20 protein-coding genes are annotated in these 23,361 nt (G+C 60.1%); 13 read left to right on the forward strand and 7 right to left on the reverse strand.

What is annotated here, in order from left to right; translation table 11 throughout:
• Positions 1–978: 978 nt before the first annotated feature.
• The 3 genes from D8U82_RS14180 to D8U82_RS14195 form a co-directional block, all read right to left on the reverse strand.
• Positions 979–2,637: a cation acetate symporter gene (locus D8U82_RS14180; RefSeq protein ID WP_016771015.1), complete on the reverse strand. Its 1,659-nt coding sequence runs from the start codon at positions 2,635–2,637 to the stop codon at positions 979–981.
• Positions 2,634–2,945, reverse strand: a complete 312-nt coding sequence (locus tag D8U82_RS14185; protein ID WP_016771016.1) for a DUF485 domain-containing protein — start codon at positions 2,943–2,945, stop codon at positions 2,634–2,636. The genes D8U82_RS14180 and D8U82_RS14185 overlap by 4 nt, the downstream gene beginning before the upstream one ends.
• A gap of 240 nt (positions 2,946–3,185) precedes the next feature.
• Positions 3,186–4,037 carry a glycine betaine ABC transporter substrate-binding protein gene (locus D8U82_RS14195; RefSeq protein ID WP_041479599.1) on the reverse strand — a complete coding sequence of 284 codons (852 nt, stop codon included), beginning with the start codon at positions 4,035–4,037 and terminating at the stop codon, positions 3,186–3,188.
• A 297-nt stretch (positions 4,038–4,334) separates the two neighbouring features.
• Between D8U82_RS14195 and D8U82_RS14205 the strand changes: the two genes are divergently transcribed.
• Complete coding sequence (locus D8U82_RS14205; RefSeq protein ID WP_130902390.1) at positions 4,335–5,930, forward strand: beta (1-6) glucans synthase; 1,596 nt, start codon at positions 4,335–4,337, stop codon at positions 5,928–5,930.
• A 106-nt stretch (positions 5,931–6,036) separates the two neighbouring features.
• On the opposite strand, the gene D8U82_RS14210 is transcribed toward D8U82_RS14205, so the two are convergent.
• Positions 6,037–6,405, reverse strand: coding sequence for a hypothetical protein (locus D8U82_RS14210; protein WP_130902391.1), 369 nt, complete (start codon positions 6,403–6,405; stop codon positions 6,037–6,039).
• A 224-nt stretch (positions 6,406–6,629) separates the two neighbouring features.
• On the opposite strand from D8U82_RS14210, the gene D8U82_RS14215 reads away from it, so the two are divergent.
• Positions 6,630–7,928 carry a serine protein kinase PrkA gene (locus tag D8U82_RS14215; protein ID WP_016771020.1) on the forward strand — a complete coding sequence of 433 codons (1,299 nt, stop codon included), beginning with the start codon at positions 6,630–6,632 and terminating at the stop codon, positions 7,926–7,928.
• Positions 7,921–8,709: a VacJ family lipoprotein gene (locus D8U82_RS14220; protein WP_024012144.1), complete on the forward strand. Its 789-nt coding sequence runs from the start codon at positions 7,921–7,923 to the stop codon at positions 8,707–8,709. Before D8U82_RS14215 ends, D8U82_RS14220 begins: the two co-directional genes overlap by 8 nt.
• Before the next feature lie 127 nt (positions 8,710–8,836).
• Here D8U82_RS14220 and D8U82_RS14225 read toward each other — a convergent pair whose 3' ends face one another.
• Positions 8,837–9,751, reverse strand: coding sequence for a DUF808 domain-containing protein (locus D8U82_RS14225; RefSeq protein ID WP_130902392.1), 915 nt, complete (start codon positions 9,749–9,751; stop codon positions 8,837–8,839).
• A gap of 135 nt (positions 9,752–9,886) precedes the next feature.
• Between D8U82_RS14225 and D8U82_RS14230 the strand changes: the two genes are divergently transcribed.
• Entirely contained in the window at positions 9,887–10,495 is a 609-nt protein-coding gene (locus D8U82_RS14230) for a TetR/AcrR family transcriptional regulator (RefSeq protein WP_051600396.1), read from the forward strand.
• Between the two features lie 102 nt (positions 10,496–10,597).
• Here the strand turns inward: D8U82_RS14230 and D8U82_RS14235 are convergent, their stop codons facing one another.
• Both D8U82_RS14235 and D8U82_RS14240 read right to left on the reverse strand, forming a co-directional pair.
• Complete coding sequence (locus tag D8U82_RS14235) at positions 10,598–11,056, reverse strand: transposase (protein WP_073472715.1); 459 nt, start codon at positions 11,054–11,056, stop codon at positions 10,598–10,600.
• 212 nt (positions 11,057–11,268) lie between these two features.
• Positions 11,269–11,709, reverse strand: a complete 441-nt coding sequence (locus D8U82_RS14240) for a heme-binding protein (protein WP_130902393.1) — start codon at positions 11,707–11,709, stop codon at positions 11,269–11,271.
• A gap of 268 nt (positions 11,710–11,977) precedes the next feature.
• Between D8U82_RS14240 and gcl the strand changes: the two genes are divergently transcribed.
• The 9 genes from gcl to D8U82_RS14290 all read left to right on the forward strand — a co-directional run bounded on the left by gcl (position 11,978) and on the right by D8U82_RS14290 (position 23,239).
• Positions 11,978–13,753 carry a glyoxylate carboligase gene (gcl, locus tag D8U82_RS14245; protein WP_016771026.1) on the forward strand — a complete coding sequence of 592 codons (1,776 nt, stop codon included), beginning with the start codon at positions 11,978–11,980 and terminating at the stop codon, positions 13,751–13,753.
• Positions 13,754–13,962: 209 nt separating this feature from the next.
• The gene (gene hyi / locus D8U82_RS14250; protein ID WP_122691603.1) at positions 13,963–14,745 is read left to right on the forward strand and encodes a hydroxypyruvate isomerase; all 783 of its coding nucleotides are present in this window, start codon (positions 13,963–13,965) and stop codon (positions 14,743–14,745) included.
• A 162-nt stretch (positions 14,746–14,907) separates the two neighbouring features.
• Entirely contained in the window at positions 14,908–15,801 is an 894-nt protein-coding gene (locus D8U82_RS14255; protein ID WP_016771028.1) for a 2-hydroxy-3-oxopropionate reductase, read from the forward strand.
• 154 nt (positions 15,802–15,955) lie between these two features.
• Positions 15,956–17,230 carry a glycerate kinase gene (locus tag D8U82_RS14265; protein ID WP_130902394.1) on the forward strand — a complete coding sequence of 425 codons (1,275 nt, stop codon included), beginning with the start codon at positions 15,956–15,958 and terminating at the stop codon, positions 17,228–17,230.
• The gene (gene pyk, locus D8U82_RS14270; RefSeq protein ID WP_073472724.1) at positions 17,227–18,642 is read left to right on the forward strand and encodes a pyruvate kinase; all 1,416 of its coding nucleotides are present in this window, start codon (positions 17,227–17,229) and stop codon (positions 18,640–18,642) included. The genes D8U82_RS14265 and pyk overlap by 4 nt, the downstream gene beginning before the upstream one ends.
• A 145-nt stretch (positions 18,643–18,787) precedes the next feature.
• A complete protein-coding gene (locus D8U82_RS14275; protein WP_125927010.1) occupies positions 18,788–19,702 on the forward strand; it encodes an urea transporter in 915 nt (304 codons plus the stop codon).
• Between the two features lie 21 nt (positions 19,703–19,723).
• On the forward strand, positions 19,724–20,548 hold the full coding sequence (locus D8U82_RS14280; protein ID WP_024012136.1) for an ion transporter: 825 nt from the start codon (positions 19,724–19,726) through the stop codon (positions 20,546–20,548).
• 103 nt (positions 20,549–20,651) lie between these two features.
• Positions 20,652–21,650 carry a sulfate ABC transporter substrate-binding protein gene (locus D8U82_RS14285; RefSeq protein WP_130887159.1) on the forward strand — a complete coding sequence of 333 codons (999 nt, stop codon included), beginning with the start codon at positions 20,652–20,654 and terminating at the stop codon, positions 21,648–21,650.
• A gap of 404 nt (positions 21,651–22,054) precedes the next feature.
• Positions 22,055–23,239: an MFS transporter gene (locus D8U82_RS14290; RefSeq protein ID WP_130887160.1), complete on the forward strand. Its 1,185-nt coding sequence runs from the start codon at positions 22,055–22,057 to the stop codon at positions 23,237–23,239.
• Positions 23,240–23,361 lie beyond the last annotated feature (122 nt).

The raw sequence follows: 23,361 nt of genomic DNA on the forward strand, positions 1-23,361 counted from the left end.
CGAGTCGCGTGACATCACCAAGCTGGAAGATCGCAAATAAGGGTTTTTCTTTTTTTGTAATGGTTTAGTGGTGTGTCAGGAACGGCCTCTTATATAGAGGCCGTTTTTGTTTGTGGTCTCAGCGGCCTTCGGGCCGACTGGTTCTTGGATTCTGGGGGCATATCCGTTGCTGCGGGTGCTGCCGCTGGCGGTTTCGCTCTTACAGCGAGTCACCTTTTCCAAACGCCGGAGCGCCGGCCCAGCGAAAACGTAACCCAAAAGGCTTTTCCCCGGCGTACGGCCCGCTCGCTGGGGCTCGGGGTTCCTTCGTTACGGGACCGATCCGGGCGCAGCTGCCGAAGGGCCAAAAGATCAAAAGCGAAAGCCAAAGCCAGATCAAGAGCCCCTCACCCTAGCCCTCTCCCAGAGGGAGAGGGGACTGACCGAGGTGTTTGGGCGAAACACGCCGACTTGCGATACCGAGTCGAATGCAGGTTTTGAACACCACACAAATCGGCTCCCTCTCCCTCGGGAGAGGGCTGGGGTGAGGGGCGAATCCACCGAAAATCTCAAGCCATGCGACGCTTCTAACCACTCAACAATGAGCGCAAGCTCGAGTGCTCTTGATCTTGAGCCACCGGCGACGTCGGAAGGCTGAGTGGAGGGATTGATTCGGGGGTGGGAGCGTAGCGACCGTCTGGCGCAGCCAGACACAGCGGAAGGAGGTGCAGCGAAGCAAACCGTAGCCGCTGCGCCCGGATCGATTCCGCAGCGAAGGAACCCGAGCCTGCGAGGGCCGAACGTAGGAGCAAGCGTTTTTTTGCTTACTTTTTTTAGGCGTTTGTAAAAAAAGTAAGTCGCCGTAAGGGCGAAACCGCCAGCCGCATCACCTCAAAAAACGGATATACACCCAAAACCAACCGATAACCGCCCACAAAAAAACGCCCCAATCTCTCAATCAGGGCGTTTTCTTGCAGCTTGTAGCTTACATCTGATCTCTTAGTGCGAAACCGCCCCACTCGCCCCCAACCCGGTCTGCGAACGCACAAACTGCGGGAAGAACAGCGCCCGCTCATTGTCCGCAGCCGCCGACTTGTCGGTAATCGAGAAGAACCAGATCCCGATGAAGGCAATCATCATCGAGAACAGCGCCGGATATTCGTAAGGGAAGATCGCCTTCTCGTGATGCAGAATCTGCACCCAGATGGTCGGGCCGAGGATCATCAGACCAACAGCACTCACCAGACCCAGCCAGCCGCCGATCATCGCGCCGCGAGTAGTCAGCTTCTTCCAGTACATCGAAAGCAGCAGTACCGGGAAGTTGCAGCTCGCCGCGATGGAGAACGCCAGGCCGACCATGAACGCAATGTTCTGGCTTTCGAACAGAATGCCCAGACCAATCGCCAGCACCGCCAGGGCGATGGTGGTGATCTTCGACACGCGAATCTCATCCTTCTCGTTGGCTTTGCCCTTCTTGATCACACTGGCGTACAGGTCGTGAGAAACCGCCGAAGCACCCGCCAGCGTCAGACCGGCTACCACCGCCAGAATGGTTGCAAACGCCACTGCCGAGATGAAGCCTAGGAAGATGCTGCCGCCCACCGCGTTGGCCAGGTGCACCGCCGCCATGTTGTTGCCGCCGAGCAAGGCGCCCGCTGCATCTTTGAAGGCCGGGTTGGTGCTGACCAGCAGGATCGCGCCGAAGCCGATGATGAAGGTCAGGATGTAGAAGTAGCCAATGAAACCGGTAGCGTACAGCACGCTCTTGCGCGCTTCTTTTGCGTCACTCACGGTGAAGAAGCGCATCAGAATGTGTGGCAGGCCAGCGGTACCGAACATCAGTGCCAGACCCAGCGAGAACGCCGAGATCGGATCCTTGACCAGACCGCCCGGGCTCATGATCGCTTCGCCCTTGGCATGAACCTTGATAGCTTCGGAGAACAGCGTGTTGAAGTCGAAGCCCACGTGCTTCATCACCATCAGCGCCATGAACGAGGCACCGGACAGCAGCAACACTGCCTTGATGATCTGCACCCAAGTGGTCGCGAGCATGCCGCCGAACAGCACGTACATGCACATCAGCACGCCGACCAGAATCACCGCAACGTGGTAATCGAGGCCGAACAGCAGCTGGATCAGCTTGCCGGCACCGACCATCTGCGCGATCAGGTAGAACGCCACCACCACCAGCGAGCCGCAGGCGGACAGGGTGCGAATCTGGGTTTGCCCGAGGCGGTAGGACGCCACGTCGGCAAAGGTGTATTTACCCAGGTTACGCAGGCGTTCGGCGATCAGGAACAGAATGATCGGCCAGCCCACGAGGAAGCCGATCGAGTAGATCAGGCCGTCGTAGCCGGAGGTGAACACCAGCGCGGAAATACCCAGGAAGGACGCCGCCGACATGTAGTCGCCAGCGATCGCCAGGCCGTTCTGGAAACCGGTGATCTTGCCACCCGCCGCATAATAATCGGCGGCCGAGTTGTTTTTCTTCGAAGCCCAGTAGGTGATGTACAACGTCGCGCCGACGAAGGCCACGAACATCAGGATCGCCGGGATGTTCAGCGGCTGTTTGGCCACCTCCCCCGTTAACGCGTCAGCCGCCCAGACACTCGGCGCGAAAGCCGCAACACTCAATAGAGCCAGTAGACGCCGGATCATTGCTGAGCCTCCTTGAGAATCGCATTGTTCAGGTCGTCGAACTCGCCATTGGCGCGGCGCACGTAGATGCCGGTCAGGACGAAGGCTGAAATGATCAGGCCGACACCGATCGGGATGCCCCAGGTGATCGAAGATTCAGGACTGAGTTTCGCCCCGAGCACGTGCGGCCCGTATGCGATCAGCAGGATGAATGCGGAGTACAGCCCAAGCATGATTGCCGAGAGAATCCAGGCGAATCGTTCCCTTTTCTGAACCAGCTCCTTGAATCGGGGACTGTTTTGAATCGAGAGGTAAATGCTGTCGTTCATTGTTTTTATCCTCGCAGCACAAATTATTGTTGGAACGTAGCTAATGTATGCGGCTGCGAGAGAGGTTCCAGACGACCTTAGTAGTAGATGGCCATGATGTTTTGGCCATTTTCCGGACACCCAAAAACAACTGTGGGAGCGAGCCTGCTCGCGAAGGCGCCGTATCAGTCGATATCGCATCAACTGACAGATTGCATTCGCGAGCAGGCTCGCTCCCACAGGGGTGTGGCGGTGTTTAAATTATTTGGTCCAGTCAGCTACACGATCCGGGTGTTTGGCCACCCAGTCCTTGGCCGCTGCATCAGGCTTGGCGCCGTCCTGAATTGCCAGCATGACCTCGCCGATTTCGTCTTTCGACGCCCACTGGAAGTTTTTCAGGAACTTGGCCACTTCCGGCGCCTTGGCGTCCAGGCCTTTGCTGCCGATGCTGTTCACGGTTTCAGCCTGGCCATACACGCCTTTCGGGTCGTCGAGGAAGCGCAGTTTCCACTTAGCGAACATCCAGTGCGGCACCCAACCGGTGACAGCGATGGATTCATTCTTCTTCTCGGCGCGGGTCAGTTCGGCAATCATTCCGGCGCCGGAACTGGCCTTGAGGCTGTACTTGTCCAGACCGTAATCCTTGATCGCCTGATCGGTCTTGAGCATTACGCCTGAACCGGCGTCGATGCCGACGATACGGTTTTTGAAGGTATCGTCGGTTTTCAGGTCTTCGATCGATTTGGCTTTGACGTACTCCGGCACGATCAGGCCGATCTTCGCGTCCTTGAAGTTCGGGCCGTAATCGACGACCTGATCCTTGTTTTTCGTCCAGTAGTCACCGTGGGTCACGGGCAGCCAGGCCGAGAGCATCGCGTCGAGTTTGCCGGTGGCCACGCCCTGCCACATGATCCCGGTGGCGACGGCCTGCAGCTTCACGTCATAACCGAGTTTCTGTTTGATCACTTCGGCCGCCACGTGAGTGGTCGCGACGCTGTCGGACCAGCCGTCAACGTAACCGATGTTCAGGGTCTGTTTTTCAGCGTTGGCGAAAGTGGAACTCATCGCAAGCGCCAGAGCGGCACCTGCGCCTAAAAGTCGTCGCATCTTCATCGTTTACTTCCCCGAAATGCTGCGCCCGACGGATGCCGGGCATCGTCAACGTATTGTTATGGTGCACAGCGCCCCCATCACGCCGGACCTCACACACCGAACATCAGCCGATTTTTCAAAAAGGGTACTGATGGTTTGATCATCAACCTCAAGCGGCCGGCGACCTGCTCTGTCAGCGACCTCAAGGCAGCGAGAAACGACATCAGAAAGCCATTAATCAAGCGCGATTAATTGACGCCAGACAATCCGCCCGAACTTTGCATGTACAACGCCTGCGAGCCACCTGCCCTTGTATAAATGCAGGTAACATGCGTCGCTTTGCAGCCACTCGGCCTGACCATGTCCGCAACGTCCCGATTTCCTTTTCTGCCATATCTGTTCGCCTGCCTGCTCGGGCTCCTGGCCCTTGGCGGTTTCTGGTATGGCCTCGGCCAACCGGTGATCCTGCCGGACGCTGCAACGCCGACACACAAGTTGCAATGCGCCTCCTACACACCGTTCGACAAGGACCAATCGCCGTTCGACGTGCCGTTCAAATTGCGCCCCGAGCGCATGGACGCCGACCTCGCGCTGCTGGCGACGCGCTTCGAATGCATCCGCACCTACTCGATGACCGGCCTCGACGCCCTGCCCGATCTGGCGCGCAAGCACGGTCTGAAGTTGATGATCGGCGCCTGGGTCAACAGCAACCCGGTCGACACCGAGCAGGAAGTCGAGCTGCTGATCAAATCGGCCAATGCCAACCCCGACGTGGTCACAGCCGTAATCGTCGGCAACGAGGCACTGCTGCGCAAAGAGGTCACCGGCGCGCAACTGGCCCGGCTGATCAGCAAGGTCAAAAGCCAGGTCAAGCAACCGGTGACCTACGCCGACGTCTGGGAATTCTGGCTCAAGCATCCGGAAATCGCCCCGGCCGTGGACTTTCTGACCATTCACCTGCTGCCGTACTGGGAAGACGATCCATCGAACATCGACGTGGCGCTGCGGCATGTGGCGGATGTGCGCCAGGTGTTCGGCAACAAATTCGCTCCGAAAGACGTGATGATTGGCGAAACCGGCTGGCCGAGCGAAGGCCGCCAGCGCGAGACCGCCGTACCGAGCCGGGTCAACGAGGCAAAATTCATTCGTGGATTCGTGGCGATGGCCGAGCAGGAAGGCTGGCGTTACAACCTGATCGAAGCCTTCGACCAACCGTGGAAGCGCGGCAGTGAAGGCGCGGTCGGCGGCTATTGGGGGCTGTTCGATGCCGATCGACAGGACAAGGGCGTACTCGCCGGGCCGGTGAGCAATGTGCCGTACTGGAAAGAATGGCTGGCGGTAGGCGGATTGATTTTCCTTGGCACGCTGATGCTTGGCGGTGCCGTCCGCACTACACGTTCGGCGCTGCTGCTGCCACTGCTAGGCGCCGTCGCTGCTTGCTCGATTGGCGCCTGGGGCGATCTGGCTCGATTGACCACGCGGTTTGCCGGTGAATGGCTGTGGGTCGGCTTGCTGACCGGGTTGAATCTATTGGTCCTTGCGCATGCCGCGCTGACGCTAAGCGCGCGTAGCGGTTGGCGCGCGCGAGCCTTCGATTTCCTCGAACGGCGCGCCGGCTGGCTGGTCGTGGCGGCCGGTTTTGCCGCGGCGGTGATGATGCTGGAGATGGTCTTCGATCCGCGTTATCGCAGTTTCGCCAGCATGGCGTTCGTGCTGCCGGCGCTGGTCTACCTGTGCCGCCCGGTGAGCGTGCCGCGTCGGGAGATTGCTCTGCTGACCTTTATCATCGGCGCCGGGATTGCACCGCAGTTGTATCAGGAAGGGATGCTGAATCAGCAGGCGTGGGGCTGGGCGCTGGTGAGTGGTTTGATGGTGGTGGCGTTGTGGCGCTGTCTGCGGGTTCGCAACCTCTGATCATCAGAGCGGTTCAGGCCTCTTCGCGAGCAGGCTCGCTCCCACATTGGATCTGTAGCGTTCACAAATTCCCTGTGGGAGCGGGCTTGCCCGCGATGACTGACTGTCAGGCGCTGCGGGACACGCGGACCAGGCGCAACCCGGCAATCACCACCGCAAACACCGCTAATGTGGTGTTGTACAACGCCAACGCCGGCAGGCCAAACACCAGCGCCAGCACCGCCAGCCACCACCCTGCCCGTCCCGGCACGACAAACGCCAATACCGCCGCGCCCACCGCCGCCCAGCCCAGCACCCTGAAATGAATCATCAGCCCCAGATTCGAACGCACCAGGCATTGCCAACGACTGGCCTCGTCGACGCAGATGCCCACCCACTCCCCGTCTTCCATGAAGCCATAGCGCGCGGCATAACTGGCGGCCAGCCACAGCGGCAACAAAACAAGCAGCACAATCACGGGCAAGCGGCGGGACATGGGGCACTCCAATCTGCGGAAATCGGCGGCCAGCTTAATCTGCCGACCGGCATTCGCAAGCACTAACAACTGTTAACTGTTCAGCAAGCCCTCGCAACGTGTATCGTCCAGCTACTATTACCCCGAATTCCGCCTGTTTGGTGCCGCAGCATGGCACTTTGGCGCACGGCCGGTGGTCATAGCCTGCGAACTTCAATCGGCACCTTCCTCTAAGGGATCTAGTCATGCTCCGTTCCTTGCGCTTCGCCGCGCTGTTCAGCGGCCTTATCTTGAGTGCGTCCGCGCTGGCGGTGGATATCGACGCCGCCAGCTATGGCTACCCGCTGACCAACCCGTTCGAGGCGACGATCGCCACGACACCGCCGGATCTGCGTCCGGAGTTGCCGCTGGACGACGACATCAATCAAACGGACCGCAGCCTCACCCTGCGCCCGGAGCGTGAATTCCAGCTGCCGGACAATTTCTGGGCAGTGAAGAAGCTCACTTACCGCATCGCCACGCAGGACAAACCGGCGCCGCTGATCTTCCTGATCGCCGGCACCGGTGCGCGCTTTGACAGCACGCTCAACGAATACCTGAAAAAGCTGTATTACAAGGCCGGCTACCATGTCGTGCAGTTGTCGTCGCCGACCAGCTTCGACTTCATCAGCGCCGCCTCGCGTTTCGCCACCCCGGGCGTGACCAAGGAAGATGCCGAAGACATGTATCGGGTGATGCAGGCCGTGCGGGCGCAGAACCCGAAACTGCCGGTCACCGAGTACTATCTGACCGGTTACAGCCTCGGCGCCCTTGATGCTGCATTCGTCGCACATCTGGACGAGACCCGCCGCAGTTTCAATTTCAAGAAAGTCCTGTTGCTGAACCCGCCGGTCAACCTCTATACCTCGGTGACCAACCTCGACAAGCTGGTACAGACCGAGGTGAAAGGCATCAACAACAGCACCACCTTCTATGAATTGGTACTGAGCAAGCTGACCCGCTACTTCCAGCAGAAAGGCTACATCGACCTCAACGATGCGCTGCTGTATGACTTCCAGCAGTCCAAGCAGCACCTGACCAACGAACAGATGGCCATGCTGATTGGCACGTCGTTCCGCTTCTCGGCAGCCGACATTGCCTACACCTCGGACCTGGTCAACCGTCGCGGTCTGATTACCCCGCCGAAATTCCCGATCACCGAAGGCACCAGCCTCACGCCGTTCCTCAAGCGTGCGCTGCAATGCGACTTCGACTGCTACATCACCGAGCAGGTCATTCCGATGTGGCGCGCGCGCACTGACGGCGGCAGCCTGCTGCAACTGATCGATCAGGTCAGCCTGTATGCGCTTAAGGATTACCTGCACGACAGCCCGAAAATCGCCGTCATGCACAACGCCGACGACGTCATCCTCGGCCCTGGCGACCTGGGCTTCCTGCGTAAAACCTTCGGTGATCGCCTGACCGTTTATCCACTGGGCGGCCACTGCGGCAACCTTAACTATCGCGTCAACAGCGACGCCATGCTGGAGTTCTTCCGTGGCTAAATATCTCCTGCTGATTGCAGCGTTCCTCTGTGCAGGCGTGGCCCAGGCCGACAACAGTAAAGCCGATGCCCCGGTAGTGGTCGACAGCGACGGCTTCAAGGAACCGCTGACCAAACTCAAGTTCAACCCGGGCCTGGACCAGCGCGAGTTCGAACGTTCGACGCTCAACGCGCTGAACGTCTATGACCCGCTGGAATCGTGGAACCGCCGGGTCTACCACTTCAACTATCGCTTTGACCAGTGGGTGTTCCTGCCGGTAGTCGATGGCTATCGCTACATCACGCCAAGCTTTGTGCGTACCGGGGTGAGCAACTTCTTCAACAACATTGGTGACGTGCCGAACCTGGTCAACAGCCTGTTGCAGTTCAAGGGCCAGCGCTCGATGGAAACCACCGCGCGCCTGCTGCTCAACACCACCATCGGCATCGCCGGCCTGTGGGACCCGGCCACCGCCATGGGCCTGCCACGCCAGAACGAAGACTTCGGTCAGACTCTGGGCTTCTACGGCGTACCGGGCGGCGCCTACTTCGTACTGCCGATCTTCGGTCCGTCGAACATCCGCGACACCGCAGGTCTGGCCGTGGATTACACCGCCGACACTGCGATCAACTTCCTCAACGTCGCCGAAGTCAGCTCCAACCACCCGGAAGTCTGGGCTTTGCGTGCGATCGACAAGCGCTACCAGACCAGCTTCCGCTATGGTCAGATGAACTCGCCGTTCGAGTACGAGAAAGTGCGGTACGTGTATACCGAAGCGCGCAAGTTGCAGATCGCCGAGTAAATCGGCTGCCGGAAAACACTGTGGGAGCGAGCCTGCTCGCGAACGCGGAGTACCAGTCTCTATCAATATTGACTGGGCTACCGCATTCGCGAGCAGGCTCGCTCCCACATTTGTTATGTGTTGCTGATTAACCCTTCAGCGCTTTCCAGAGCTTGCCTACGACCGAAACCACCGCCAACACCACCGCGCCAGCAATAATCCCCGCCACACCATTGAGCAGCATCGGCACGACGAACCCGGCGCTCCCTGCCGCTGCGCCAACACCTTCGATCCAGTGATGCAGCACCGGCACGCCATGGGTGAGGATGCCGCCGCCGACCAGGAACATCGCCGCCGTGCCGACCACCGACAGGGTTTTCATCATGTACGGCGCGGCGCTGAGAATGCCGCCACCGATCTTTTTCGCCATCTGCCCGGGCTTCTGTGTCAGCCACAGCCCCAGATCGTCGAGCTTGACGATGCCCGCCACCAAACCGTAGACGCCCACGGTCATGACAATGGCGATGCCGGACATGACCACCACTTGCTGCGTCAGCGAGGCATCTGCCACGGTGCCGAGGGTGATGGCGATGATTTCTGCCGACAGAATGAAGTCAGTGCGGATTGCGCCTTTGATCTTGTCCTTTTCGTAAGCCACCAGATCGGTGGCCGGATCGGCCACTGCTTCGGTCAACTGCGTGTGCCCTGCCTCGTCCTCCTCTTTGCTGTGCAGAAACTTGTGCGCGAGCTTCTCGAAGCCCTCGAAGCACAGGTACGCACCGCCGACCATCAACAGCGGCGTCACCAGCCACGGTACGAAAGCGCTGATCGCCAATGCCGACGGCACGAGGATCAGTTTGTTGACGAACGAGCCCTTGGCCACCGCCCAGACCACGGGAATTTCCCGCTCGGCGCGCACGCCCGAAACCTGCTGGGCATTGAGCGCCAGATCATCACCGAGCACCCCGGCGGTCTTCTTCGCGGCCATCTTGGTCATCAATGCAACGTCATCCAGAACGGTGGCGATGTCATCGATCAGCACCAGCAAACTGCTTCCTGCCATGAATCCTGTTTCCTTCTGTGTATGAATGTTGCCAAGCATAACGCGACCGCCGGCCACAGGCTGCATTGTTGAGCGCCGCTCAAGGCCGGTGCTACCATGCGCCACCGCCAGAACAGGCAAGGAACCACCGGGTTTATGAGCACAATCCGCGAGCGTAACAAAGAACTGATCCTGCGCGCCGCCAGCGAAGAGTTTGCCGACAAGGGCTTCGCGGCGACCAAAACCAGCGACATCGCCGCCAAGGCGGGATTGCCCAAGCCCAACGTCTACTACTACTTCAAATCCAAGGAAAACCTCTACCGCGAGGTGCTGGAAAGCATCATCGAGCCGATTCTGCAGGCCTCGACCCCGTTCAACCCGGACGGCGTGCCGAGCGAGGTGCTGAGCGGCTACATCCGCTCGAAGATCCGCATCTCCCGCGACCTGCCCTACGCCTCCAAGGTGTTCGCCAGCGAAATCATGCACGGCGCCCCGCACCTGAGCGCCGACCTGGTCGAGCAGCTCAACGCCCAGGCCAAACACAACATCGCCTGCATCCAGAGCTGGATCGACCGCGGCCAGATCGCCCCGATCGACCCCAACCACCTGATGTTCAGCATCTGGGCCGCGACCCAGACCTACGCCGACTTCGACTGGCAGATTTCCGCAGTGACCGGGAAGGACAAGCTTGATGAGGCCGATTATGAAGCGGCGGCGCAGACGATTATCCGGTTGGTGTTGAAGGGGTGTGAGCCGGATCAGTGAGATCGGGGGAACCGCTTCGCGAGCAGGCTCGCTCCCACATTTGGAATGCATTCTCCTGTGGGAGCGAGCCTGCTCGCGAATAGCCGCACCGCAGACCTCAACTCACAACCAGATCGAATCCCACAACGGATAGTCGCCAAGGCTTTTGACCAGCCCTGCCCGCAATGGGTTGGCAATGACATACCGCGCCATCTTCACCAAATTCTCCTCTTTACGCAGTGCCCGATCATGGAAGCCAGGTTGCCAAAGGCTGGTCTTTCGACCCGTCGAAAGCTTTACCGCTTTGGTGCTGAGGGATTTGGTTCGCTGCATCAATTCGCCGAGCGAGCCACTCTTCAATTCAATCAGCCAGTGAAAATGATCTGGCATTACGACCCAAGCCAGAGAATTGGCCAATCCCGTTTCCTCAGCTGCCCGGAATTGGCTTACAAGCATTCTGCCAAGGAAGAAATCGCTGAATACGGGTTCTCTCCCGGCGGTATTGGCGGTCAGAAGGTAAATGCGGTTGTGTTCTGAATAGCGTCCGATGCGCAAGCGATGTGAAGCAGATAAACCCGGCATTCCGTTGCCTTCTCACAGGTTGATCATGAGAAGGCTAGCCGTGGAGATGGCGAAGAGAGCGTCAGACTTTTAGCAAGATGTGTAGCGCAGATCGTATTCGCGAGCAGGCTCGCTCCCACAGGGGCTTTCGAACACTCGAACATTTTGTGTCCAACCCAAACTCAATGTGGGAGCGAGCCTGCTCGCGAAAGCGGTTATTCAGACACTGACATTCAACCAACCACCCCGCCATCCGCCCGCAAATCCAGCGCCTCCACCGCTCTGATTGCCACCTGCTCATCCACGTCCGACAAATCCCCACTGATCCCGATCGCGCCCAGCACTTCACCCGCCTGGTTGCGAATCAGCACGCCACCCGGTGCCGGCACAACGCTGCCGTGCCCCATGCTGTTCAACGACGAAAAAAACGCCGGGCGTTGTTGGGCGTCCTGGGCGAGCAGGCGTGAGCCTTTACCCAGGGCGATGGCGCCCCAGGCCTTGCCGATGGCGATGTCGGGGCGCAGCAGGCTGGCGCCGTCTTCGCGTTGCAGGGCGATCAGGTGGCCGCCGTTATCGAGTACCGCGATGGTCAGCGGTGCGGCGTTGATGCCGCGTCCTGCGTTGATGGCTTCGCTGACCAGGTTGACTGCGACTTTCAAGGTTAAAGCGCTCATGGTGCCGTCCTCATTTTGTTATAGGGAAAGTCGTGGGACTGCGCGTTTGTGCCGCAGTCCGGTGACACAAATAGAACACAATGAGTTATTTTTTTGTATACAATAATTCTCGAAAAGCGCCACATGCGACGAAAAGCCACAGCACATCGGGCTTCCGACGAATGAAACAGCCGCTTGAGAAAATGGATTGACCTGCGCCGTCCGCCGTGAATACACTCTGCGCAAAGCCACTTGTATACAATTACAAAACGTAAAGAGGCACAAAACCATGAGCAAAATGAGAGCAATCGAAGCCGCCGTTCTGGTGATGCGCCGTGAAGGGGTTGATACCGCTTTTGGCATCCCGGGCGCCGCGATCAACCCGCTGTACTCCGCCTTGCAGAAGGTCGGTGGCATCGATCACGTCCTTGCTCGCCACGTTGAAGGCGCCTCGCACATGGCCGAGGGCTACACCCGCACCAAGGCCGGCAACATCGGCGTGTGCATCGGCACGTCCGGCCCGGCCGGCACCGACATGGTCACCGGGCTCTACAGCGCCTCGGCCGACTCGATTCCAATCCTCTGCATCACCGGGCAAGCACCCCGCGCCCGTATGCACAAGGAAGATTTCCAGGCTGTCGACATCACCAGCATCGTCAAGCCAGTCACCAAGTGGGCAACCACGGTTCTGGAGCCGGGCCAAGTGCCTTACGCATTCCAGAAAGCCTTCTATGAAATGCGCTCCGGCCGTCCAGGCCCTGTACTGATCGACCTGCCGTTCGACGTGCAGATGGCCGAAATCGAATTCGACATCGACGCTTACCAACCGCTGCCATTGGCCAAGCCGACTGCGACCCGCGTTCAGGTTGAAAAAGCTTTGGCTTTGCTGGATCAAGCTGAGCGCCCACTGCTGGTGGCCGGCGGCGGCATCATCAACGCCGACGCCAGCGACCTGCTGGTCGAGTTCGCCGAGCTGACAGGTATTCCGGTCATCCCGACCCTGATGGGCTGGGGCACCATCCCTGACGACCACCCGCTGATGGTCGGCATGGTCGGTCTGCAGACTTCGCACCGTTACGGCAACGCGACGATGCTCAAATCCGACGTGGTGCTGGGCATTGGTAACCGTTGGGCCAACCGCCACACCGGTTCGGTTGACGTCTACACCGAAGGTCGTAAGTTCATTCACGTCGACATCGAAGGCACGCAGATCGGTCGTGTGTTCACGCCGGATCTGGGCATCGTTTCCGACGCCGCCGCAGCGCTGACCGTGTTCATCGAAGTCGCCCGTGAATGGCAAGCCGCCGGCAAGCTGAAGAACCGCAGCGCCTGGCTGCAGGATTGCCAGCAGCGCAAGGCCAGCCTGCATCGCAAGACCCACTTCGACAACGTGCCGGTCAAGCCGCAGCGCGTTTACGAAGAAATGAACCAGGTGTTCGGCAAGGACACCTGCTACGTCAGCACCATTGGTCTGTCGCAGATTGCCGGCGCGCAGTTCCTGCACGTCTACAAGCCGCGTCACTGGATCAACTGCGGCCAGGCCGGCCCGTTGGGCTGGACCATTCCGGCGGCGCTGGGCGTGGTGAAGGCCGATCCGAACCGCAAAGTCGTGGCCCTGTCGGGGGACTATGATTTCCAGTTCATGATCGAAGAACTGGCGGTCGGCGCTCAGTTCAAACTGCCGTACATCCACGTAGTGGTGAACAACTCGTACCTGGGCCTGATCCGTCAGGCCCAGCGCGGGTTCGAAATGGACTACTGCGTGCAGCTGTCCTTCGATAACCTGAATGCGCCGGAACTCAACGGTTACGGGGTTGACCACATCGCAGTCGCCGAGGGCCTCGGCTGCAAGGCGCTGCGCGTGTTCGAACCGTCGGAAATCGCCCCTGCCCTGCGCAAGGCCGAACAGATGATCGAAGAATTCAAAGTGCCGGTGATCGTCGAGATCATTCTGGAGCGTGTGACCAACATCTCCATGGGTACCGAGATCAACGCGGTCAACGAGTTCGAAGACCTGGCACTGGTCGGCAACGATGCGCCGACGGCGATTTCGATGTTGGATTAACTGCTGACTGCTCTCCCTGTGGGAGCGAGCCTGTGTGGTGAGGGGATTTATCCCCGTTAGGGCGCGAAGCGGCCTCAAAACCTGAAACCGCGGCGTATCAGGTACACCGCATACAATGGTTTACGACTGCTTCGCAGCCGAACGGGGATAAATCCCCTCGCCACAGCTCGCTCCCACAGGGGACCTCACAAGATTTACGGGAGACCACCATGCCGCGTTTCGCAGCCAACCTGTCCATGCTGTTCACCGAACAGGATTTCCTTGCCCGTTTCGACGCCGCCGCCAAGGCCGGTTTCAGTGGCGTGGAATACCTGTTCCCGTACGACTTCAGCTCGGCTGAAATCAAGGCAAAACTCGAGGCCAACGGGCTGACCCAAGTGCTGTTCAACCTGCCGGCCGGTGACTGGGCCAAGGGCGAGCGCGGTATTGCCTGCCTGCCGGATCGGGTCGAAGAGTTCCGCGCCGGGGTCGATCTGGCGATCGCTTACGCACAAGTGCTGGGCAACACCCAGGTCAACTGCCTGGCCGGTATCCGCCCGCAAGGCGTTGACGATGCCACCGTGGAGAAGACCTTCGTTGCCAACCTTAAATATGCCGCCGACAAGCTGCAAGCGGTGGGCATCAAACTGGTGATGGAAGCGATCAACACCCGCGACATTCCCGGTTTCTACCTGAACAACACGGCGCAAGCCCTGTCGATTCGCGAACAGGTCGGCAGCGCCAATCTGTTCCTGCAATACGACATCTATCACATGCAAATCATGGAAGGCGATCTGGCCCGCACCCTGCAATCGCACCTGGGCGAGATCAACCACGTGCAACTCGCGGACAACCCGGGACGCAACGAGCCGGGCACTGGTGAGATCAACTACCGCTTCCTGTTCGAACACCTTGATCGCATCGGCTATCAGGGTTGGGTCGGTTGCGAATACAAACCGCTGACCACCACCGAAGCGGGCCTGGGTTGGTTGAAAACCCATAACGCAATCTAAGAAACACAGCAAATCCCCTGTGGGAGCGAGCCTGCTCGCGAATGCGGTGGTTCAGTCAACACGGATATTGAATGTTCCACCGCATTCGCGAGCAGGCTCGCTCCCACATGAAAAGTAGCTCCCCTATTTGCTTGAGCACGACAAAAACAAGAGGATTTTCTCATGGCTAAAATCGGATTCATCGGCACCGGCATCATGGGCCACCCAATGGCGGCGAACCTGCAGAAAGCCGGTCACAGCCTGTTCCTGTCGCAACACCACGACGCGGCCCCGGCCGATCTGGTCGCCGCTGGCGCCGTCGCCCTGGCCAACCCGCGCGAAGTGGCGCAGGAAGCCGAATTCATCATCGTCATGGTTCCGGATACTCCGCAGGTCGACGACGTGCTGTTCCGCGCCGACGGTGTTGCCGCCGGTATCGGTAAAGGCAAAGTGGTCATCGACATGAGCTCGATTTCGCCGACCGCGACCAAAGCCTTCGCCGCCAAGATCAACGAGAAAGGCGCGCAGTACCTCGACGCGCCAGTGTCCGGCGGTGAAGTCGGCGCCAAGGCCGCAACCCTGAGCATCATGGTCGGTGGCGACGCCGATGCCTTCGAACGCGCCCTGCCGCTGTTCCAGGCCATGGGCAAGAACATCACCCTGGTCGGTGGCAATGGCGACGGCCAGACCGCCAAAGTGGCGAACCAGATCATCGTGGCGCTGAACATTCAGGCTGTCGCTGAAGCCCTGCTGTTCGCCTCGAAAAACGGTGCCGATCCAGCCAAGGTGCGTGAAGCGCTGATGGGCGGTTTCGCTTCTTCGAAGATTCTCGAAGTGCACGGCGAGCGCATGATCAAAGGCACCTTCGACCCGGGCTTCCGCATCAGCCTGCACCAGAAGGACCTGAACCTGGCCCTGCAAGGCGCCAAGGAGCTGAACATCAACCTGCCGAACACCGCCAATGCCCAGCAGGTATTCAGCACCTGCGCGGCCATCGGCGGCAGCAACTGGGACCACTCGGCGCTGATCAAGGGCCTTGAGCACATGGCCAATTTCTCGATTCGCGACAATAAATAAAGCCTGCACAAAACCCTGTGGGAGCGAGCCTGCTCGCGAAAGCGGCTTCACATTCAACATCCATGTTGGCTGACATACCGCGTTCGCGAGCAGGCTCGCTCCCACAAGGGTTCCGAGTTGCCCTTTCGAATAACAAGAATTCCGGGAGCCCGCCATGTCGGTCGATCCGCAACAACTGCTGCGCGAGCTGTTTGCCACAGCCATCGACGCGGCTCATCCGAACCAAGTCCTCGAAGCCCATTTGCCCGCCGATCGTACCGGCCGGGTGATCGTCATCGGCGCCGGCAAAGCCGCTGCCGCCATGGCGCAAGTGGTCGAGCGCTGCTGGGAGGGTGAAGTCACCGGCCTGGTGGTGACCCGCTACGGCCACGGCGCTCCATGCGAAAAAATCGAAGTGGTCGAAGCCGCGCACCCGGTGCCGGACGCCGCCGGTCTGGCCGTGGCCAAACGTGTGCTGGAGCTGGTCAGCAACCTGACTGAAGACGACTGCGTGATCTTCCTGCTTTCCGGCGGCGGCTCTGCCCTGCTCGCCCTGCCGGCCGAAGGCATCACTCTCGCCGACAAACAGGCGATCAACAAAGCCCTGCTCAAATCCGGCGCAACCATCGGCGAGATGAACTGCGTGCGCAAGCACCTCTCGGCGATCAAGGGTGGCCGCCTCGGCAAGGCCTGCTGGCCGGCGACGGTTTACACCTACGCGATTTCCGATGTGCCGGGCGACCTCGCCACCGTCATTGCCTCCGGCCCGACCGTGGCCGACCCGAGCACCTCAGCCGAAGCACTGGCGATTATCAAGCGCTACGGCATCGACATTCCTGCCTCCGTGCGCACCTGGCTGCAAAGTCCGCAATCGGAGACGGTCAAACCCGGCGACCCAAGCCTGGCGCGCAGTCATTTCCAGTTGATCGCCCGCCCGCAGCAATCGCTGGACGCGGCGGCGGTGAAATGCCGTCAGGCCGGTTTCAGCACCTTGATTCTCGGCGACCTCGAAGGCGAGTCCCGTGAAGTGGCGAAAGTCCACGCCGGCATCGCCCGGCAAATCATCAATCACGGCCAGCCACTGGCGGCGCCCTGCGTGATTCTCTCCGGCGGTGAAACCACGGTAACCGTGCGCGGCAATGGCCGTGGCGGGCGTAACGCCGAGTTCCTCCTCAGCCTGACCGACAGCCTCAAGGGCCAGCCCGGCGTCTACGCGCTGGCGGGCGACACCGATGGCATCGACGGCTCGGAAGACAACGCCGGCGCAATCATGACCCCGGACAGCTACGCCCGCGCCGCCGCACTGGGTATGAGCGCCAGCGACGAGCTGGACAACAACAACGGCTACGGCTACTTCCAGGCGCTTGATGCGCTGATCGTCACCGAGCCGACCCGCACCAACGTCAACGACTTCCGCGCCATTCTGATCCTTGAGAACTGCAAATCATGACGCCTGATAAAAAGGTCAAAATCCTCGCCACCCTCGGCCCTGCCGTCGACGGTATCGACGACATCCGCGAGCTGGTCGAGGCCGGGGTCAACATCTTCCGCCTGAACTTCAGCCACGGCGATCACGCCGACCACGCCAAGCGCTATCAGTGGATCCGCGAAGTCGAGCGTCAGCTCAACTACCCGCTGGGCATTCTGATGGATCTGCAGGGGCCGAAACTGCGCGTAGGCAAGTTCGCTGACGGCAAGGTGCAGTTGCATCGCGGTCAGGCGTTCCGCCTCGATCTCGATACGACAGCGGGCGATGAGCGCCGGGTCAACCTGCCGCATCCGGAGATCATTGCCGCGCTGGAAGCCGGCATGGACCTGCTGCTCGACGACGGCAAGCTGCGTCTGCGCGTGGTCACCAAGTACGCCGATGCGATCGACACCACCGTGCTCAACGGCGGCGAACTGTCTGATCGCAAAGGTGTGAACGTGCCGCAAGCGGTGCTGGACCTGAGCCCGCTGACCGCCAAGGATCGCCGCGATCTGAGCTTCGGCCTGGAATTGGGTGTGGACTGGGTCGCGCTGTCGTTCGTACAGCGCCCGCAGGACATTGTCGAAGCCCGCGCGTTGATCGGCGACAAGGCATTTCTGATGGCGAAAATCGAGAAGCCTTCGGCGGTCGAGCAACTGCGTGAGATTGCTGAGTTGAGCGACGCGATCATGGTCGCTCGCGGTGATCTTGGTGTGGAAGTGCCGGCGGAAAGCGTGCCGCAGATTCAGAAAAACATCATCACCACCTGCCGTGCGCTGGGCAAACCGGTGGTGGTGGCGACGCAGATGCTCGAGTCGATGCGTTTCTCCCCTGCCCCGACCCGCGCCGAAGTCACCGACGTCGCCAACGCCGTGGCCGAGGGCGCCGATGCCGTGATGCTCTCGGCGGAGACCGCGTCCGGTGAGTACCCGCTGGAAGCCGTGCAGATGATGAGCAAGATCATCCGTCAGGTTGAGAACGGCCCGGACTATCAGACCCAGCTCGACGTCAGTCGACCGAAAGCCGAGGCGACGGTTTCCGATGCGATCAGCTGTGCGATCCGCCGGATCAGCAACGTGCTGCCGGTCGCGGTGCTGGTCAATTACAGCGAGTCCGGCGCCTCGACGTTGCGCGCATCGCGGGAACGGCCGAAAGCACCGATCCTCAATCTGACGCCGAACCTGCAAACGGCGCGGCGCTTGAGCGTGGCGTGGGGCATTCATTCGGTGGTCAACGATCGCCTGCGTCAGGTCGACGAAGTCTGCTCGACCGCACTGGAGATTGCTCAGGCGCAAGGCATGGCCGAGCGTGGCGACACGCTGCTGATCACCGCTGGCGTGCCGTTCGGGCAGCCGGGGTCGACCAATTCGCTGCGCATCGAGACGTTGATTTAGCGCCTGTACCGGCCTCTTCGCGAGCAGGCTCGCTCCCACAGTTGATTTGTGTGCACCACAAACTCAATGACTGGACGCAGATCCATGTGGGAGCGAGCTTGCTCGCGAAGCAGGCGCCTCGGTTTCCCTGACTTTCAGAACTGCCATGCCTGCCAATCACTTCAACACCCACTGCCCCGACTGGGCCGAGGCTTTGCTCAACGGTTTCAGTCAAATTTTCTTTCAGCGTCATCCGCTGTGCGGCCTGCTGTGTCTGTTGGCGATTCTGCTGACCGCGCCGGTGCTGTTCGCCGGGGCGCTGCTCGGTGGCGTTGCCGGTCTGCTCACCGCGCAGCGGCGCAACTACGCCAAGGCCGATCGCCAGGCTGGTCTGTTCAGCTACAACGGCGTGCTGCTCGGTCTGCTGCTGAGCCTGTATTTCCCTTGGTCGCCACTGCTGCCGCCGTTGATTCTTGCGGCGGGCGGCTTGAGTGCGATGCTCACTCAGCAGTGGCTCAAACACGTGTACCGCAGTCGCGCCATACCGGCGTATACCTCGCCGTTCGTGGCGCTCAGCTGGGTGCTGCTGGTGTTCGCCGAGCCGTCCGCGCCGATGGCATTGGTCGACCTGAGCACGACAAATCTGCTGGCCGCTGAACTGCGCGGATTCGGCCAGGTGATGTTCCTCGACCATCCATTGGCCGGGGCGTTGATCGCCAGCGGTTTGCTGCTCGCCGATCGCCGTGCGTTCTGCTGGGCGCTGCTGGCGTCGGCGATCGGCCTCGGTTCCAGCCTGCTGCACCACGAAACGTCCGCCGCACTGCTCGGGCTCGGTGGCTACAACGCCGTACTCGCCGCCCTCGCCTTCAGCTCGCAACGGCAACATCCGTGGCTGCCGCTGCTCGCAATTGTTCTGGCACTGCTGGTGACGCCGCTGTTTGCTGCCCTTGGATTGGCGACGCTAACCGCGCCGTTCATCCTCGCCTGCTGGTTGATCCGGGCTGGCATTCAAATGCTTGGCAAAGCGTCGCTTGCGCATGAGTCTTGCGCTCACGAGGAGAATCACCCTAGGCTGCGCTGATCTTCGATTCAGGCGTTATCCATGGACAGCAGCAACAATTGGCGCGAACGGCTTTACGTCATGATTTTCCAGAGCGACACCCCGGCCGGGCGTCGCTTCGACGGCATCCTGCTGGTGATCATCCTCGCCAGCCTGGTGATCGTGATGCTCGACAGTATCGACAGCATTCACCGTAATTACGCCGACGTTCTAGCCTATATCGAGTGGGGCTTCACGGCGATTTTCCTCGGCGAGTACATCCTGCGTCTGTACTGCTCACCCAAGCCGCTGCGCTATGCCTTCAGCTTTTATGGCCTGGTGGATCTGCTGGCGATCGTGCCGGGCATCCTCGCGCTGTATTACAGCGATGCGCAGTATCTGCTGATCATCCGCATCATTCGGATGCTGCGGATTTTCCGCGTGCTCAAGCTCAGCCCGTATCTCAAGCAAGCCAATTATCTGATGTCGGCGCTGCGTGGCAGCAAGCAGAAAATCGTCGTGTTTCTGGTCAGCGTGTGCACGCTGGTGACAGTGTTCGGCACGCTGATGTACGTGATCGAAGGCCCGGAACATGGCTTCACCAGCATTCCCAAAGGCATCTATTGGGCAATCGTGACGTTGACCACTGTGGGCTTCGGCGACATCGTGCCGAAGACGCCGCTGGGCCAGGTGATTTCCTCGCTGGTGATGATCACCGGTTATTCGATCATCGCCGTGCCCACAGGGATTTTCACCGCTGAGCTGGCCAACGCCATGCGCGGCGAACAGCTGCAACATGACTGCCCAGGCTGCCAGAAAAAGAGCCATGAACAGAGTGCAGCGTTCTGTTCGCGCTGCGGCAGTCAGCTGTTCAAGAAAGTGGAATAAGCACAGAGCTTTTTAATCTTTAAGCGACTATGCGTGGCCCGCTATAGTCGCTGGCAAATCGCCTCATTTTTGACACGACACCCCACAGAACAAGGAATGCGCAGTGAAAAAACTCTTTGGCGCCTCACTTCTCGCCGCCGGCCTGGCCTTGGCCAACATCGCTCAGGCTGCACCGACGCTGCTCAACGTTTCCTACGACGTGATGCGCGATTTCTACAAGGACTACAACACTGCGTTCCAGAAGCACTGGCAAGCCGAGCACAACGAAAACATCACCGTGCAGATGTCCTTCGGCGGCTCGAGCAAGCAGGCGCGTTCGGTGATCGACGGCCTGCCGGCTGACGTCATCACCATGAACATGGCCACCGACATCAATGCCCTCGCCGACAACGGCAAACTGGTCCCGGACAACTGGGTCACGCGCCTGCCGAACAACAGCGCGCCGTTTACCTCGGCGACGGTGTTCATCGTCCGCAAGGGCAACCCGAAAGCGCTGAAAGACTGGCCGGACTTGCTCAAGGACGGCGTACAGGTGATTGTGCCGAACCCGAAAACCTCGGGTAACGGCCGCTACACCTACCTGTCGGCCTGGGGCTATGTACTGAAAAACGGTGGTGACGAGAACAAGGCCAAGGATTTCGTCGGCAAGCTGTTCAAGCAGGCGCCGGTGCTCGACACCGGTGGCCGCGCGGCCACCACCACGTTCATGACCAACCAGATCGGCGACGTACTGGTGACCTTCGAAAACGAAGCGGAAATGATCGCCCGCGAGTTCGGTCGCGATCAGTTCGAAGTTATCTACCCAAGCGTCTCCGCAGAAGCCGAGCCACCGGTTTCGGTGGTCGACAAAGTGGTCGACAAGAAGGGCTCGCGCGCTGCGGCTGATGAGTACCTGAAGTACCTGTGGTCGCCGGAAGGTCAGGAAATTGCGGCGGCCAACTACCTGCGCCCGCGTGACCCGGCGGTGCTGGCGAAGTACACCGACCGTTTCCCGAGAGTGGATTTCCTTTCGGTGGAGAAAACGTTTGGTGACTGGCGCACGGTGCAGAAGACGCACTTCAATGATGGTGGGGTATTTGATCAGATTTACACGGGCCAATAAGGCTTGCTCTGAAAAACAAGAGGCGACCCACTGAGGTCGCCTTTTTGTTGAGCCCGGTTACCCTCACCCCAGCCCTCTCCCAGAGGGAGAGGGGGCCGACCGAGGTGCCTTGCGTCAGACATCGACCTGCGAGACCGAGTCGATTATGGATTCACCGAGTAACGTTCAGATCGGCAGGATCCCAAGCATCCCCCAATCAGTCCCCTCTCCCCCCGGGAGAGGGCTAGGGTGAGGGGCTTTTGGGCGAGAACAGTAATCTTATGACCACCTCCCTCGCGACTATCCTCGATCAACCGATCAGTCATTACACAACGTAATAAGAGTTATCATCCGAAACTGTCTTCTGCCAACCCGCGTTGTCCATTAGCCTTCACCGCTTTCCTGTGCCCGACCCGAGTATTCCTATGCCCACCACTCACGCAATGACCCGAGGCATGGTGCTGCTGTTCGCCTTCTGCTGCGGCGCCATCGTTGCCAACATCTACTATGCACAACCGATCATCGGCCTGATCGCGCCGGACATCGGCCTGTCCGACACGATGGCCAGCTTCATCGTCTCGTTGACGCAGATCGGTTATGCGCTGGGCCTGTTCTTCCTGGTGCCGCTGGCCGATCTGCTGGAAAACCGGCGGTTGATGATCGTCACCACCCTCGTGGCAATCGCCAGCCTGCTGGCGGCGGCGTTTACCGATCAGCCGAATGTGTTCTTGCTGATCTCGTTGCTGGTCGGCTTCAGCTCGGTGTCGGTGCAGATCCTGATTCCGCTGGCCGCGCATCTGGCGCCGGAAGAATCCCGTGGCCGGGTGGTGGGCGGGATCATGGGCGGTTTGCTGCTGGGCATTCTGTTGGCGCGACCGGTGTCGAGTGTGGTCGCCGATCACCTCGGCTGGCGCGCCATGTTCATGATCGCCGCAGCGTTGATGGCGGCAATCAGCGTGGTGCTGGCGCTGACCGTGCCCAAGCGCCAGCCGGATCACAGCGCAACTTATGGCCAGTTGATCGGCTCGCTGTGGACGCTGCTGCGCCAGCAACCGGTGCTGCGTCAGCGGGCCTTTTACCAGGGCTGCATGTTTGCCACGTTCAGCCTGTTCTGGACCGCCGTGCCGCTGGAACTTGCACGCAACCATGGCCTGTCGCAAAGCGAAATCGCGATCTTCGCTCTGGTCGGCGCCATCGGTGCCATCGCCGCGCCAATCAGCGGCCGCCTCGCCGATGCCGGTCACACACGCATCGCCTCGCTGCTGGCCATGCTCTTCGCCAGCCTGAGCTTTCTCCCCGCCTTCATTCACCCGGCCTACAGCGTCATCGGCCTGGCCGTGACCGGCGTGGTGCTGGACTTCTGCGTGCAGATGAACATGGTCCTCGGCCAACGCGCGGTGTACTCGCTGGACGCGAAAAGTCGTGGCCGTTTGAACGCGCTGTACATGACCAGCATCTTTATCGGCGGCGCCTTCGGCTCGTCGGTGGCCAGCGCGGTGTACGAGCATGGCGGCTGGTTGTGGATCGTGATTGTTGGCAGCGTGTTTCCGTTGTTGGCGTTGGTGCGGTTTCTGAGTGTTTCACGACGCGCTTCATTGGCCACGGCTTAAGGCTTCAAAAGCTTCGCGAGCAAGCTCGCTCCCACAGGTTTTGGGTGACCTGCGAATCACTGCAATGCACAAAACCAGTGTGGGAGCGAGCCTGCTCGCGAAAGCGGTGTTTCAGTTACAGA

The sequence above is a fragment of the Pseudomonas sp. Sample_23 genome (assembly GCF_004307595.1).
Classification (GTDB): Bacteria; Pseudomonadota; Gammaproteobacteria; order Pseudomonadales; family Pseudomonadaceae; genus Aquipseudomonas; species Aquipseudomonas atacamensis.

Coding starts and splice junctions, on each gene's coding strand:
- D8U82_RS14180 (WP_016771015.1), bottom strand. CDS start 2,637: ATGATCCGGCGTCTACTGGCTCTATTGAGTGTTGCGGCTTTCGCGCCG.
- D8U82_RS14185 (WP_016771016.1), bottom strand. CDS start 2,945: ATGAACGACAGCATTTACCTCTCGATTCAAAACAGTCCCCGATTCAAG.
- D8U82_RS14195 (WP_041479599.1), bottom strand. CDS start 4,037: ATGAAGATGCGACGACTTTTAGGCGCAGGTGCCGCTCTGGCGCTTGCG.
- D8U82_RS14205 (WP_130902390.1), top strand. CDS start 4,335: ATGCAGGTAACATGCGTCGCTTTGCAGCCACTCGGCCTGACCATGTCC.
- D8U82_RS14210 (WP_130902391.1), bottom strand. CDS start 6,405: ATGTCCCGCCGCTTGCCCGTGATTGTGCTGCTTGTTTTGTTGCCGCTG.
- D8U82_RS14215 (WP_016771020.1), top strand. CDS start 6,630: ATGCTCCGTTCCTTGCGCTTCGCCGCGCTGTTCAGCGGCCTTATCTTG.
- D8U82_RS14225 (WP_130902392.1), bottom strand. CDS start 9,751: ATGGCAGGAAGCAGTTTGCTGGTGCTGATCGATGACATCGCCACCGTT.
- D8U82_RS14230 (WP_051600396.1), top strand. CDS start 9,887: ATGAGCACAATCCGCGAGCGTAACAAAGAACTGATCCTGCGCGCCGCC.
- D8U82_RS14235 (WP_073472715.1), bottom strand. CDS start 11,056: ATGCCGGGTTTATCTGCTTCACATCGCTTGCGCATCGGACGCTATTCA.
- D8U82_RS14240 (WP_130902393.1), bottom strand. CDS start 11,709: ATGAGCGCTTTAACCTTGAAAGTCGCAGTCAACCTGGTCAGCGAAGCC.
- gcl (WP_016771026.1), top strand. CDS start 11,978: ATGAGCAAAATGAGAGCAATCGAAGCCGCCGTTCTGGTGATGCGCCGT.
- hyi (WP_122691603.1), top strand. CDS start 13,963: ATGCCGCGTTTCGCAGCCAACCTGTCCATGCTGTTCACCGAACAGGAT.
- D8U82_RS14255 (WP_016771028.1), top strand. CDS start 14,908: ATGGCTAAAATCGGATTCATCGGCACCGGCATCATGGGCCACCCAATG.
- D8U82_RS14265 (WP_130902394.1), top strand. CDS start 15,956: ATGTCGGTCGATCCGCAACAACTGCTGCGCGAGCTGTTTGCCACAGCC.
- pyk (WP_073472724.1), top strand. CDS start 17,227: ATGACGCCTGATAAAAAGGTCAAAATCCTCGCCACCCTCGGCCCTGCC.
- D8U82_RS14275 (WP_125927010.1), top strand. CDS start 18,788: ATGCCTGCCAATCACTTCAACACCCACTGCCCCGACTGGGCCGAGGCT.
- D8U82_RS14280 (WP_024012136.1), top strand. CDS start 19,724: ATGGACAGCAGCAACAATTGGCGCGAACGGCTTTACGTCATGATTTTC.
- D8U82_RS14290 (WP_130887160.1), top strand. CDS start 22,055: ATGCCCACCACTCACGCAATGACCCGAGGCATGGTGCTGCTGTTCGCC.